General features: G+C 71.2%; 14 protein-coding genes. 11 read left to right on the top strand and 3 right to left on the bottom strand.

What is annotated here, in order from left to right; translation table 11 throughout:
* Window positions 1-18 precede the first annotated feature (18 nt).
* From QSK31_RS14745 to QSK31_RS14695, 11 genes are all read left to right on the top strand, one after another.
* A complete protein-coding gene (locus tag QSK31_RS14745) occupies window positions 19-798 on the top strand; it encodes an ABC transporter ATP-binding protein (protein WP_285684333.1) in 780 nt (259 codons plus the stop codon).
* 174 nt (window positions 799-972) lie between these two features.
* Window positions 973-1,689, top strand: a complete 717-nt coding sequence (locus QSK31_RS14740; protein ID WP_285684331.1) for an ABC transporter ATP-binding protein — start codon at window positions 973-975, stop codon at window positions 1,687-1,689.
* Window positions 1,690-1,701: 12 nt separating this feature from the next.
* On the top strand, window positions 1,702-2,580 hold the full coding sequence (locus QSK31_RS14735) for a branched-chain amino acid ABC transporter permease (protein ID WP_285684330.1): 879 nt from the start codon (window positions 1,702-1,704) through the stop codon (window positions 2,578-2,580).
* 83 nt (window positions 2,581-2,663) lie between these two features.
* A complete protein-coding gene (locus QSK31_RS14730) occupies window positions 2,664-3,656 on the top strand; it encodes a branched-chain amino acid ABC transporter permease (protein WP_502872958.1) in 993 nt (330 codons plus the stop codon).
* A gap of 1 nt (window position 3,657) precedes the next feature.
* Complete coding sequence (locus tag QSK31_RS14725; protein ID WP_285684328.1) at window positions 3,658-4,941, top strand: ABC transporter substrate-binding protein; 1,284 nt, start codon at window positions 3,658-3,660, stop codon at window positions 4,939-4,941.
* Between the two features lie 102 nt (window positions 4,942-5,043).
* Window positions 5,044-5,784: an SDR family oxidoreductase gene (locus tag QSK31_RS14720; protein ID WP_285684327.1), complete on the top strand. Its 741-nt coding sequence runs from the start codon at window positions 5,044-5,046 to the stop codon at window positions 5,782-5,784.
* The gene (locus QSK31_RS14715) at window positions 5,781-6,548 is read left to right on the top strand and encodes an SDR family oxidoreductase (protein WP_285684325.1); all 768 of its coding nucleotides are present in this window, start codon (window positions 5,781-5,783) and stop codon (window positions 6,546-6,548) included. The genes QSK31_RS14720 and QSK31_RS14715 overlap by 4 nt, the downstream gene beginning before the upstream one ends.
* The gene (locus QSK31_RS14710) at window positions 6,545-7,528 is read left to right on the top strand and encodes a phosphotransferase family protein (protein ID WP_285684323.1); all 984 of its coding nucleotides are present in this window, start codon (window positions 6,545-6,547) and stop codon (window positions 7,526-7,528) included. Before QSK31_RS14715 ends, QSK31_RS14710 begins: the two co-directional genes overlap by 4 nt.
* Window positions 7,529-8,728: an acyl-CoA dehydrogenase family protein gene (locus QSK31_RS14705; RefSeq protein ID WP_285684321.1), complete on the top strand. Its 1,200-nt coding sequence runs from the start codon at window positions 7,529-7,531 to the stop codon at window positions 8,726-8,728.
* Window positions 8,725-9,312: a TetR/AcrR family transcriptional regulator gene (locus QSK31_RS14700; RefSeq protein WP_285684319.1), complete on the top strand. Its 588-nt coding sequence runs from the start codon at window positions 8,725-8,727 to the stop codon at window positions 9,310-9,312. Before QSK31_RS14705 ends, QSK31_RS14700 begins: the two co-directional genes overlap by 4 nt.
* Window positions 9,313-9,341: 29 nt before the next feature.
* Window positions 9,342-10,064 carry a nitroreductase family deazaflavin-dependent oxidoreductase gene (locus QSK31_RS14695; RefSeq protein WP_285684318.1) on the top strand — a complete coding sequence of 241 codons (723 nt, stop codon included), beginning with the start codon at window positions 9,342-9,344 and terminating at the stop codon, window positions 10,062-10,064.
* A gap of 174 nt (window positions 10,065-10,238) precedes the next feature.
* Here QSK31_RS14695 and QSK31_RS14690 read toward each other — a convergent pair whose 3' ends face one another.
* Genes QSK31_RS14690 through QSK31_RS14680 form a run of 3 tightly spaced genes read right to left on the bottom strand, consistent with a single transcriptional unit; the run spans window position 10,239 to window position 13,374 of the window.
* The gene (locus QSK31_RS14690; RefSeq protein ID WP_285684317.1) at window positions 10,239-11,327 is read right to left on the bottom strand and encodes an alcohol dehydrogenase catalytic domain-containing protein; all 1,089 of its coding nucleotides are present in this window, start codon (window positions 11,325-11,327) and stop codon (window positions 10,239-10,241) included.
* Window positions 11,324-12,748, bottom strand: a complete 1,425-nt coding sequence (locus QSK31_RS14685) for an aldehyde dehydrogenase family protein (RefSeq protein WP_285684315.1) — start codon at window positions 12,746-12,748, stop codon at window positions 11,324-11,326. The genes QSK31_RS14690 and QSK31_RS14685 overlap by 4 nt, the downstream gene beginning before the upstream one ends.
* Window positions 12,745-13,374, bottom strand: coding sequence for a TetR/AcrR family transcriptional regulator (locus QSK31_RS14680; RefSeq protein ID WP_285684313.1), 630 nt, complete (start codon window positions 13,372-13,374; stop codon window positions 12,745-12,747). The genes QSK31_RS14685 and QSK31_RS14680 overlap by 4 nt, the downstream gene beginning before the upstream one ends.
* Between the last annotated feature and the right edge of the window lie 17 nt (window positions 13,375-13,391).

Raw genomic sequence — 13,391 nt, 5'->3', positions numbered from 1 at the left:
TTCAGGTGAGGTGGGTCGATGGCTGAGCAGGATCCCGACGACGACAACCAGGGCCTCGCCCTGCACCACATCGGCGTGCGGTTCGGCGGGCTGGTGGCCCTCGACGACGTGTCGTTGCGCGTTCCGCCCGGCCGTACGGTCGGGGTGATCGGCCCCAACGGCGCCGGAAAGACCACGCTCTTCAACGTCGTGTGCGGGTTCGTGCCGCCGACCACGGGCAGCATCACGCTGGACGGCAAGCCGCTGCGACCCCGGCCGCACCGGCTCACCCGGCTCGGGATCGCCCGCACCCTGCAGGGCGTCGGGCAGTTCGCCGGCATGTCCGTCCTCGACAACGTGCTGGCCGGCACCGACCACGCGGCGCGCACCGGGTTCGTCTCCGCGCTGTTCGGGCTGCCGCGCTCCGATCGGGACGAGCGCCGGCTGCGCGACGACGCGATGGAGGCGCTGCGGCGCTGCGGCGTCGACGAGTATGCCCACGTGCTGCCCGGCGGGCTCCCCTACGCCGTCCGCAAGCGGGTGGCGCTGGCCCGAGCCTTGGTCGCCGAGCCGCGGCTGCTGCTGCTCGACGAGCCGGCCGGCGGGCTGGGCGCCGAGGAGATCACCGAGCTCGGCGCGCTGATCCGCGAGCTGGGTTGCTCGGTGCTGCTGGTCGAGCACCACATGGACCTGGTGATGGCGGTCTGCGACGACATCCTCGTGCTGGACTTCGGCAAGCCGGTCGCGTTCGGCACGCTGGCCGAGATCCGCAGCAACGAGGCGGTCACCGAGGCCTACCTCGGGGAGGCGGCAGCATGACCGCCTGCACCGAGCGGCACCACCCGACACCTGCCAACGGCCTCAAAGGCGAGGGCCAGAAGGGCATGCGAAAGGTGGGCACAGCATGACCGCCTGCACCGAGCGGCACCACCCGACACCTGCCAACGGCCTCAAAGGCGAGGGCCAGAAGGGCATGCGAGAGGTGGGCACAGCATGACCGCGCTGCTGGAGGTCAAAGGGCTGACCGCGGGTTACGGCGCGGCGCCCGTACTCCATGACATTGATCTGAGCATCGAGCAGGGTCAGATCGTCGCGGTGATGGGCGCCAACGGCGCGGGCAAGACCACCCTTCTGCGTACGCTCAGCGGTCTGGTCAAACCCACCTCGGGCGAGATCCGGCTGGACGGCGCCGACCTGCGCACCACCAAGGTCGAGCAGATGGTGCGCCGCGGCATCGCGCACGTGCCCGAGGGCCGCGGCGTGGTCACCGAGCTGACCGTCGACGAGAACCTGCGGCTCGGCGGCCTGTGGCGCTCCGACAAGGCCGACGCTCGCAAGGCGCTGGACGAGGTCTACGAGCTGTTCGAGCCGCTGGCCCGCCGCAAGCGCCACCCCGGGCATCAGCTCTCCGGCGGCGAACGGCAGATGCTCGCGCTGGGCCGGGCCCTGATCGGCCGCCCGCGCCTGATGCTGCTCGACGAGCCGTCGCTGGGCCTCGCGCCGCGGGTCATCGCCCAGATCATGGCGCTGCTGCGCGACCTGCGGAACAGCACCGGCATGACCGTCCTGCTGGTCGAGCAGAACGTGCGCAGCGCACTGTCCATCGCGGACATCGGCGTCGTGATGTCGCTGGGTCGCGTCGTCACCCGCAACGACGCGGCGACGCTGCGGACCGACGACGAACTCCGCCACGCGTACCTGGGTTTCTGAGAGGGCCGCCGCATGGACCGTTTCATCTTCCTCACCTTCGACGGGCTCAGCCGGGGCGCGGTGTACGCCGCGTTCGCGCTGTCCCTGGTGCTGATCTGGCGCGCGGCGCGGATCGTCAACTTCGCCCAGGGCGCGATGGCCGTGGCGACCGCGTACGCCGGCTACTCGGTGGCGACCGCGACCGGCTCGTACTGGCTGGGCTTCGCGGTGGCGCTGGTCGGCGGCCTGCTGCTGGGCGCCGGGGTGGAACGGGTGGTGATGCGCTTCGTCGACCATTCGTCCCCGCTGAACGGCGTGGTCGTCGCGCTCGGTCTGGTCCTGGTGATCCAGGCGGTGCTGGGGATGATCTACGGCAACGAGTTCCGGCCGGCCGGGGCACCGTTCAGCCGGGACGCGTTCGTGGTCGGCGGTGTCGCGCTGCTGTCCCGGTTCGACCTGTGGGTGTTCGCCGCGGTGATCGCGGTGGTGGCGTTGCTGGTGCTGCTGTTCACGCGAACCGCGGTCGGGCTGCGGATGCGGGCGGCGGCGTTCGCGCCGGACGTGTCGCGGCTGCTCGGTGTGAACGTCGGCGGGATGCTGACGCTCGGCTGGGCGCTGGCCGCGGCGGTCGGGTCGCTGGCCGGGATGCTGGTCATCCCCACCGAGCTGGGCCTGCACCCGAACGCCATGGACATCGTGTTCGTGTCGGCGTTCACCGCCGCGGTGGTGGGCGGCCTGGACAGCGCGATCGGCGCGGTGGTCGGCGGTGTGATCGTCGGCCTGCTGCTCTCCTATGTCAGCGGCTATCTCGGCGCGACCGTGGCGCCGATCGCGGTGCTGGTCCTCCTGCTCGTGGTCCTGCTCGGCAGACCCGGCGGGCTGTTCGGCTCGGTGAAGGCGAGGGCGGCATGACCGACCTGAGGGAACGCGCGCCCGCCAAAGTGCCAACCGAAAAAGGAAAGAACGCACTTTCTCTATATCGACATCTCGCGCTCATGCTGCTCGGCGCGGTCGTCATTCTGGCGCTGAGCTATGCGCTGCCACCGTTCCGGAACTATCAGCTCGCCACGGTCGGCGCCTACCTCTGCGTGACAGCGGGACTGACCGTCCTCACCGGACTGAACGGCCAGCTCTCATTGGGGCACGGCGCACTGATGGCGGTCGGGGCGTACACGCTCGCGATGACCCAGAACAAGCTCGCCGGCCAGGGGCAGTGGACGCTGCTGGTGGCGGTGCTCGCCGCGATCGTGGTCACCACGGCCGTGGGGGCGGTGGTCGGGCTGGCCGCGGCGCGGTTGCGCGGGCCGTACCTGGCCGGGCTCACCCTGGCCGTCGCGGTGGTGGTGCCGGCGATCGCCAGCACGTTCGACACCACGTTCAACAGCGACCAGGGACTGTCGGTGTCGGTCGACCCACCGCCGCTGGCCCTGGGCTACGACTTCCCGTACGAGCGCTGGCAGGCCTGGCTGGCCTGGGCGGGCGCCCTGGTCACCCTGCTGTTCCTGGCGAACCTGGTCCGCAGCCGGTTCGGCCGCAACCTCACGGCGGTGCGTGACGACGAGGCCGCCGCACGGCTGGCCGGCATCAATGTCGCGCGTACCCAGGTCATGGCCTTTGTGGTCAGTGCGGCCTGCGCCGGTCTGGGCGGCGCGCTGATCGCCGTGCTCTCGCAGAGTGTCAGTCCCGGCGCGTTCCCCCTGACCCTGTCCCTCTTTCTGCTGATGGCGATCGTCATCGGTGGCCTGGGCAGCCTGGCCGGCGCGCTGTGGGGCGCCGTGCTGCTGGTGGTCCTGCCGGCCACCACTCATTCGCTGACCGACTCGTTCGACGTCTCCGCCGCGGTCGCGCAGCGCCTGGAGGGCAACCTCCCCCTCGCCATCTTCGGGGTGGTCCTGATCGTCGTGATGCTCGCGTTCCCCGGCGGGATCGCCTCCCTGAAGAAATTCCTCCCGAACGCCAAGAAGCTCCTCCCGAAGCGAAAGGCCTGACATGAGACATATCGCGAAGCTGGCCGTCGTCGCCCTTCTCCTGACGACGGCGGCCTGTACGAGCGACGACGGCGGTGGCAGCAGCGGAGGCGGGTCGGGCAACACCCCCGGCGTGACCGACACGGAGATCCTGATCGGCACGCACATGCCGCTCACTGGACCGGCGGCGGCCGGTTATTCGAAGATCGCGCCGGCCAGCAAGGCGTACTTCGACTACGTGAACGCGAACGGCGGCGTGCACGGCCGGAAGATCAATTACAAGGTCATGGACGACACGTACAACCCGGCGACCACCCAGCAGGTGGTGCGTGAGCTCGTACTCCAGGACAAGGTCTTCGCGATCTTCAACGGCCTGGGCACGCCGACGCACACCGGCGTGCTGGACTTCCTCAAGACCAACCGGGTGCCGGATCTCTTCGTCAGCTCGGGCAGCCGCAGCTGGGACCAGCCGCAGAAGTATCCGGGCACGTTCGGGTTCAACCCGGACTACACGGTCGAGGGCAAGATCCTCGGCACGTACGTCAAGACCACGTGGGCCGGGAAGAAGACCTGCTTCCTCGGTCAGGACGACGACTTCGGCCGGGACAGCCTGATCGGTTTCGAGAAGGGCCTCGGCGCCCCGGTGGCGGCCAAGCAGACCTACGTGACCAGCAACCCGAACGTCGGCCCGCAGATCGGCGCGTTCAAGGCGGCCGGCTGCGAGGTCGTCATGCTGGGCACCATCCCGGGCTTCACCGCCCTCTCGCTCGGCACCGCGGCGAAGATCGGCTACAAGCCGCAGTTCGTGGTGTCCAATGTGGGCGCCGACCCGACCACGCTGACCAGGACGCTGGGCGCCGCGGCGCCGGCCCTGCTCGAGGGCGTCGTCGCCGACAACTATCTGCCGCTGAACACCGACGACGGCAACCCCTGGATTCAGCTCTTCAAGAAGGTCAACGCCGAGCACAACGGCAACGCCGAGTTCGACAACCTGATCGTCTACGGCATGTCGGGGGCGTACCTGCTGGTGCAGGCCCTGCAGGCCGCGGGCAAGGATCTGACCCGCGAGGGCATCATCGAGGCGGTGCAGAAGAACGGGTTCACCGGCGGCCCGGGCCTGGCCCCGCTGCGCTACTCGAAGGACGACCACTCCGGTTACGGTGGCATGCGCCTGACGAAGATCACCGGCGGCAAGGCCGCCTACTTCGGCCCGACCTATGAGACGGACGAGAAGGACGGGCCCGTTCAGGAGTACGCGCAGCAGCCCGCGACGCCTCCGGCCAACGGCATCCCCGCCGCGTCCTGACGCATCGCTTGCGGCCCGCCGCCGCACGGGAGATGGTTGGCGGCGGGCCTGCGCGCGACTAATGTTTGCAGTCCAAGTGCAAATTGTTGACAGGAGATGTGGATGAGCGTCGCGATCGTGACGGGGGCCAGCCGAGGCATCGGTTTCGCCATCGCCCAGCGGTTCGTCGCCGACGGCGCCAAGGTCGTCGTCACCGGGCGCAACGCGGAGGCGCTGGAGACCGCGGCCAAGGAACTGGGCGGCCCCGACGTGGCGATCGGTGTGGCCGGCAAGGGCGACGACCCCGAGCACCGTGCCGCCGTCGTGGACGCCGCGAGGACCACGTTCGGCCCGGTCACCACGCTGGTCAACAACATCGGCATCAACCCGGCGTACGGTCCGCTCGCGTCTCTCGATCTGAGCGCCGCCCGCAAGATGCTCGACGTCAACGTGCTCGGCACGCTCGGCTGGGTGCAGGAGGCGCTGCGCGGCGGGCTGGCCGACACCGGCGGCTCGATCGTGAACATCTCGTCGGTCTCCGGCGTGCGCCCGGCGCCCGGCATTGCCTTCTACGGCGTCACCAAGGCGGCGCTGATCCACCTCACCGAGGAGCTTGCCGTCGAGCTCGCGCCCATGGTCCGGGTGAACGCCGTGGCGCCCGCGGTGGTCAAGACGAGGTTCGCCACCGCGCTCTACGAGGGCCGGGAGGCCGAGGTCGCGGCGACCTACCCGCTGAAGCGGCTCGGCGTGCCGGCGGACGTGGCCGGCGCGGTGGCCTTCCTGTGCTCCGGGGACGCGGGCTGGATCACCGGCCAGACGCTGGTCGTCGACGGCGGCGTGACGCTGACCGGGTCGGTCCAGTGAGCTCGCCGAAACGGGTCGTGGTCACCGGCGCCGGCGGCGGGATCGGTGCCGCGCTGGCCCGCCGGTTCGCCGCCGGGGGCGCGAGCGTCGTCGTGAACGACCTTGATGAGGCGGCCGCATCGGCGGTGGCCGCCGAGATCGGGGGGCGAGCCGTCCCGGGCGACGCCGGGAGCGAGGCGGACATCGCGCGGCTCGTCGACGTCGCCTGGGACGAACTCGGTGGCATCGACCTCTTCTGCGCCAACGCCGGGGTGCTGACCGGTGGCGGCCCGGAGACGCCGGACGCCGCGTGGCAGCGTGATTTCCAGGTCAACGTCATGAGCCACGTGTACGCGTCCCGCGCGCTCCTGCCCCGCTGGCTGGCGGCGGGCAGCGGCCACCTGCTGGTCACCGTGTCCGCGGCCGGCCTGCTGACCCTGCTGGGCAGCGCCACGTACTCGGTCACCAAGCACGCCTCGCTGGCCTACGCCGAGTGGCTGCGGGCCACGTACGCCCACCGCGGCATCAAGGTGCAGGCGCTGTGCCCGCAGGGCGTCCGCACCGACATGATGCTGCGCGGCGACAGCAGCTCGGCCAGCAGTTCCCTGCTCGCGGACAGCGCGCTGGAGGCGAGCGAGGTGGCCGAGGTGGTGGCCTCGCGCATCGACGACGACGGCTTCCTGATCCTGCCGCACCCCGAGGTGGCCGAGTACGCCCAGCGCCGGGCCGCCGACCCGGACCGCTGGCTGGCCGGCATGAACAAGATCCAGCGGAGCATCGAGTGAAGGGGCTCGACCTCGACGCCCTGCGGGCCCACCTGAAGACCGGCCCGTTGACCGCGACCATGTTCGCGGGCGGGCGGTCCAACCTGACGTACGCCGTGACCGACGGTGACCAGCGCTGGGTGCTCCGCCGCCCGCCGCTGGGTCACGTGCTGCCCACCGCTCACGACATGTCCCGCGAGCACAAGGTGCTGTCCGCCCTGTCCGCGGCCGGCTTCCCCGCACCGGCGCCGGTGCTGCTCTGCACCGACCCCGACGTGATCGGCGCGCCGTTCTACCTGATGGAGCACGCGACCGGCCGGATCTACCGGGACGTCGCCGACCTGGAGGCGCTGGGCGCCGAGCGGATGCGCGCGCTCACCCTCCACCTGGTCGACACGCTCGCCGACCTGCACGCGCTCGACCCCGAGGCGATCGGGCTGGGCGACTTCGGGCGGCCGCAGGGCTTCAACGAGCGCCAGGTCCGCCGGTGGAAGAAGCAGCTGGACGCCTCCCGCAGCCGCGACGTGGCGGGCATCGACGAGCTGCACGCCCGGCTCGCGGTGCACGTGCCGGAAGGCGACGGCGCCGTGGTGCACGGCGACTTCCGGCTGGACAACGTGCTGATCGCCGACGACCTGACGGTCAGCGCGGTGCTCGATTGGGAGATGTCGACGCTCGGCGACCCGCTCAGCGACGTCGCCCTGATGCAGGTCTACGCGGGCCGCCCGCTGCTCGACAAGAACGGCGAGCCGCGGTCGCCGCTGACCGTGCCCGGCCACCCGACGCTGCCCGAGCTGGCCGCCCGGTACGCCGAGCGCAGCAAACGGGACGTCAGCGACCTGCACTGGTACATCGCGTTCGCGTGTTTCAAGCTCGCCGTGATTCTGGAAGGCGTCCATTTCCGCTATGTGCACGGCCAGACCGTCGGTGCGGGATTCGAGACGGTCGGTCGTATGGTGGCGCCTTTGGTCACGCAGGGGCACGAGGCTCTGGAGGGTTAGATGGACTTCGCATACGACGAGAAGACCGAGGACTACCGCAAGCGGCTCCTCGCCTTCATGGACGAGTTCGTCTATCCGCTGGAGGCCGGCTACGAGGCGGACGGCTGGGGACCGCCGGCGTCGCTGGAGCCGCTGAAGGCCGAGGCGAAGGCGCGCGGGCTGTGGAACCTCTTCCTGCCCGGCGAGCACGGCGCCGGCCTGACCAACGTGCAGTACGCGCCGCTGGCCGAGATCACCGGCCGCAGCCCGTCCATCGCGCCTGCCGCGCTGAACTGCGCCGCCCCGGACACCGGCAACATGGAGGTGCTGGCCGAGTTCGGCACGCCCGCGCAGCAGGAGCGGTGGCTGAGGCCGCTGCTGGCCGGCGAGATCCGGTCCGCGTTCGCGATGACCGAGCCGCAGGTGGCCTCCTCCGACGCCACCAACATCGGCACCCGGATCGTCCGGGACGGCGACGACTACGTGATCAACGGGCACAAGTTCTACATCTCCGGCGCGATGAACCCGAACTGCAAGATCTTCATCGTGATGGGAAAGACCGACCCGGACGCGGCCCGGCACGTGCAGCAGAGCCAGATCCTGGTCCCCCGGGACACACCGGGCGTGACGGTCAAGCGCGGCATGACGGTGTTCGGTTACGACGACGGCGATCACGGTGGGCACGCCGAGGTCTTCTTCGATGACGTACGCGTGCCGGCGACGAACCTGATCGGCGAGGAAGGCGGCGGTTTCGCCATCTCGCAGGCGCGCCTCGGACCCGGCCGGATCCACCACTGCATGCGGCTGATCGGCATGGGCGAGCGGGCCCTCGAGCTGATGTGCACCCGGGCGCTGGCCCGCGAGCCGTTCGGCAAGCCGCTGGCCGAGCAGGGCGTCGTGCAGGACTGGATCGCCGAGGCCCGGGTCCGCATCGAGCAGGCCCGGCTGCTCGTACTCAAGGCCGCCTGGCTGATGGACACGGTCGGCAACAAGGGCGCGCACACCGAGATCCAGGCCATCAAGATCGTTACTCCGGCGACGGTCGAGTGGATCCTGGACAAGGCGATCCAGGCACACGGCGCCGCGGGAGTGGGCCAGGACACACCGCTGGCGAGGCTGTGGGCGTCGGCACGTACTCTCCGACTGGCCGACGGGCCGGATGAGGTGCACAAGCGCTCCCTGGCCCGGCGCGAGATCAACCGATACCGGAGCCCACGATGACCACACCGACCCCGCGCGTGGACGGCCGCACCGCCCGGTCCGAACGCACCCGCAACGCCATCGTGGACGCGCACGTCAGCCTGATCACCGACGGTGACATGCGTCCGACGGCCGACCGCATCGCCAAGCTGGCCGGGGTCTCCCTGCGTGCGCTGTGGAGCCACTTCGCCGACATGGAAGCGCTGATGACGGCGAGCGCGCAGCGGATACTCGAACGCCGGGACGCGGCCCACCAGCCGATCTCCGCCGACCTGCCGCTGGCCGAGCGCATCGAGGCGTACTGCAACCAGCGCGCCAAGCTCAACGACCTGGTCGCGCCGGCGGCCCGCGCGTCCGCGCTGAAGGAGCCGTTCTCGCCGGCCCTGCAGCGTTACCGCAAGCTGCACATGGAACGCGCCCGCGACGAGGTGGCCACGCTCTTCGCCGCCGAGATCGACGGCGACCAGGAACTCCTCAACACGATCACGGTCGTCAGCATGTGGAACACGTGGGACACGCTGCGCACCCCGATGGAGCTGAGCACCGAGGCCGCCGCCGCGATCCTCCGGCGTACCGTCTCCGCCCTGCTGTCCGCGGAACGGTGAACCCGGCGCGGTCCGTCCGTTGTAGAGGCGTGGACGAACGCCAGGAACTCACCGAGCAGGCCCAGAACGGCGAACTCACCGCCGACTCGATCGCCGCCGTGAACGCCGGGGTTATCGCCCAGTTCCGGGCGAACGGCGGCAGGGTCGGGCCCCCCTTCGAGGACTCGGAGATGCTGCTCCTGCACCGTCGGGGCGCGCGGACCGGGATCGAACGGGTGAGCTCTCTCGCCTACCTGCGCCACGAGGGCGCGCTGCTGATCGTCGCGTCGATGGGTGGCGCCCCGGTCAATCCGGCCTGGTGCGACAACCTCAAGGCCCACCCGGAGGTCTCGGCCGAGGTGGGCACCGAGACGATCGCGGTGCTGGCCGCCGAGGTCCCCGACGAGGAGTACGCGCGCCTCTGGAGCCTGATCACCACCGCCTACCCGGGCTACGCCGAGTACGCGAAGGCGACCACCCGGCGCTCGCGATCTGCGACGCCCAGCTGGAGTGGATCCGGCCGCTCGTCGAGCGGGCCCGCCAGGCCGGCGTCCTGCGCCCCGGACTTCGCGACCGAGGACCTGTCGTTCCTCTTCTGGTCGACCGCGAACGTCGTGCGGGCCACCGCGCGCACCGCCCCGGACGCCTGGCGCCGCTCCCTGGCCCTGACCCTCGACGGGCTGCGGACGGGTCCACCCCGCCCACTGCCCGTCGGACCGCTGCCCCCCGCCCAGGTGCACGAGTCGATGCTCAACCTGAGCGAGCGACGTTAGCCCCGCTCCGGGGCGAAGATCTAGCCCAGCCGCACGGTCCCACCACTCCCGCCCGCACCTACCAATCAGACTCGCTCCTACTACCGCGCGAACGACCACAGCCCGAACGACCACAGCCCGAACGGCGGCAGCAACCGTCAGCGGGCAGACCGGCGGGCCGGGAACGGACCTGGCTTAGAGCAGCACGACCGAGCGGGCGCCCTCGCCGCGGCTCATCCGGTCGAAGGCGGCCGGCACGTCGGCCAGTCCGATCCGGTCGGTGACCAGGTGGTCGATCGACAGCGTGCCGGCCAGCACGTCGGCTGCGAGCGCCGGGATCTCGGCGTCCGGGTCGGCGTTGCCGTAGACCGAGGATCGCAGCGTGCGCGCCGACGAGAAGATGTCCAGCGCGCTGAGTTCGACCATGTCGTCGTGCCGGCCCATGCCGACCACGGTCACCTGGCCGCCGCGCCGGGTCGCCCGCCACGCGGCCCGGATCGTCGCCGACCGGCCCACGCACTCGAACGCGTGGTCCGCGCCTCGTCCCTCGGTCCGGGTGCGCACCTCTTTGGACAGTGCCTCCGACGCGACCAGGAACTCGGTCGCCCCGGCCGCCTCGGCGAGCGCCTTCTTCGACTCGCTGACGTCCACCGCGAGCACCGTGCCCGCGCCCGCCGCACGGGCCGCCGCGACGACCGACAGTCCGACGCCGCCGAGGCCGATCACCAGCACCGACTCGCCGGCGGCCACGCGCGCGGCGTTGCGGACCGCGCCGGTCCCGGTCAGCACCGCGCACCCGAGCAGCGCGGCAGGGGCCCAATCCAATTCCCGGGGTACGCCGATGACCGCGTTCTGTGGCACGACCACCTGCTCGGCGAAGGCGCCCAGCCCCAGGGTCACGTGCGCCGGGACGCCGTCGAGCGTGCTGCCGTTCTCCAGCGCCGCGATGCCGCTCGTGGTGGCGCACAGCCACGGCTGCCCATGCGTGCAGAACCAGCACATGCGGCAGGCGGGCTGCCAGTTCAGCGCCACGTGGTCGCCGACCGCCGCGGTCGTCACACCCTGGCCGACCTCGAGCACCTCGCCGGCCGCCTCGTGACCCAGCACCAGCGGGTACGGCGGGCGCAGCGTCCCGTTCACCATGGACAGGTCGGAGTGGCACACCCCGGCCGCGCGGATGCGTACCCGGACCTGGCCCGGACCGATCTCCGGCAACTGCAGCTCGGCGATCTCCGGCGCCTCACCGGCGGCGCGCACCACCACCGCGTTCACCCGGGCGGTCATCGCTGAATGGCCTTCACCTGCTGGAACTCCTCCAGTCCGAACGCACCGAGCTCGCGCCCCACGCCGGACTGCTTGTAGCCGCCGAACGGCGCCCGCGGGTTGAACGCGCCACCGTTGACGTCCACCGCGCCGGTCCGCAACCGCCGGGCCACCGCGATCGCCCGCTCCGGCTCGCCCCAGACGCCGCCCGCCAGGCCGTACTTCGAGTTGTTGGCGATCCGTACGGCGTGGTCGTCGTCGTCGAACGGGATGATCGACAGCACCGGCCCGAAGATCTCCTCCTGCGCGAGCTCACTGTCCGGGTCGACGTCGGCGAAGACCGTCGGGGCCACAAAAAACCCCTTCTCGGGTACGGGAGCATCCAGCCCGCCGGCGATCAGCTTGGCCTCGGCCCGCTCGACGAACCCGCGCACCCGTTCCCGCTGCGCCGCCGAGACCAGCGGGCCGAGCCGGGTGGCCGGGTCGAACGGGTCGCCGACGGTGAACGCCGCCGCGACCTGGCCGGCCAGCGCGACCGCGTCGTCGTAGAGGCTGCGGTGCACCAGCATCCGGGTCCAGGCGGTGCAGGTCTGCCCGGAGTTGAGGAACGCGTTGGCCACCCCGGTCTTGACCGCCCGGGTCACGTCGGCGCCCTCCAGGATCACGTTGGCCGACTTCCCGCCGAGCTCCAGCGCGACCTTGGCGATCCGGTCGGCGGCGGCGTGCGAGATGGCCCGGCCGGTCGCGGTGCTTCCGGTGAACGAGACCATGTCCACGTCGGGGTGGCCGGCGATCGCCGAGCCGACCACCGGCCCGGTGCCGGTGACCAGGTTGAACACCCCGTCGGGCAGGCCCGCCTCGACGGCCGCGTCGGCCAGCAGGTACGCGGTCAGCGGCGTCAGCTCGCTCGGCTTGAGCACCACGGTGCAGCCCGCCGCCAAGGCGGCCGCCACCTTGGCCACCACCTGGTGCAGCGGGTAGTTCCACGGGGTGATCGCGCCGACCACGCCGACCGGTTCGCGGACGACCAGCGAGTTGCCGATGGTCTGCTCGGTCACCGGTTGCGCGGCCAGGTCGGCGTACCCCCGGAGAACCGAGAGGGGAAGACCCGCCTGGACCATCTGGGCGATCTTGAGCGGCGTGCCCAGCTCGAGCCCGACGGTCTCGGCGATGTCGGCTGCCCGTGCGGACAACGCGGTGTGCAGGCGATCCAGCGCCGCGCCGCGTTCGGCCATCGGGGTGCCGGCCCAGCCGTCGAAGGCCGCACGTGCCGCGGCGACGGCGGCGTCGACATCGGCCGCGGTGCCTTCCGGAACCGTGCCCAGCACCTCCTCGGTGGCCGGGTTGATCACCTCGATCACGCCGTCGGAAGCCGGGGCCACCCAGCCTCCACCGATGAGGAGCTTGTCTCGGATCAGGCGTTTGTCTCGGGTCAACGTCATCGTTCCGCCTCGCTCTGCAGCTGGGATTCGAGGCCGGAGACCAGCGTCTCCAGGCCGAGGACGAACGCTCCCTCGTCCACCCGCTCGCGGTGTTCGGCGAGGTGGTGGGCGTGATGGAGGTGAGGATAGTGCGCGTACAGCTCCGGGTCCTCGGGGAAGCCGAGGGCGAACGACCCCAGCGCGGAACCGGTGACCAGGTAGCGCAGCAGCGCACCGATGTGCGTGGCCCGGGACGGCGACCAGCCGGCCCGGATCAGCGCGCCGTAGACCGCGTCGGCCATCGCCAGCGCGGCCGGGTTGCGGCCGGGGCCGCGGGCCAGCACCGGCACGATGTTGGGGTGGGCGCTGAGCACGGCGTGGTACGACTGCGCCCAGAGCCGCAGCGCCTTGCCCCACTCGTGGGCCTCGAACGCCGAGATGTCGACCCGCAGGATCACCGCGTCGGCAACGGCGTCCAGAATCTCTGCCTTCGTGCCGAAGTGGTTGTACAGCGACGGTCCGGCGACGCCCAGCTCGGTGGCGAGCCTGCGCACGGACACCGCCTCCAGTCCCTCGGCGTCGACCAGCGCGGCCGCGGCGTCGACGATCCGCTCGCGGCTGAGCAGGACCTGCCGGGGCCGAGCCATGGAGCCTCCAAAAGTTG

Source organism: Actinoplanes sp. NBRC 103695 (assembly GCF_030269485.1).
Taxonomy (GTDB): Bacteria; Actinomycetota; Actinomycetes; order Mycobacteriales; family Micromonosporaceae; genus Actinoplanes.
Note: the sequence above shows the minus strand (reverse complement) of the source record. Positions and strands in the feature narration are given on the sequence as shown.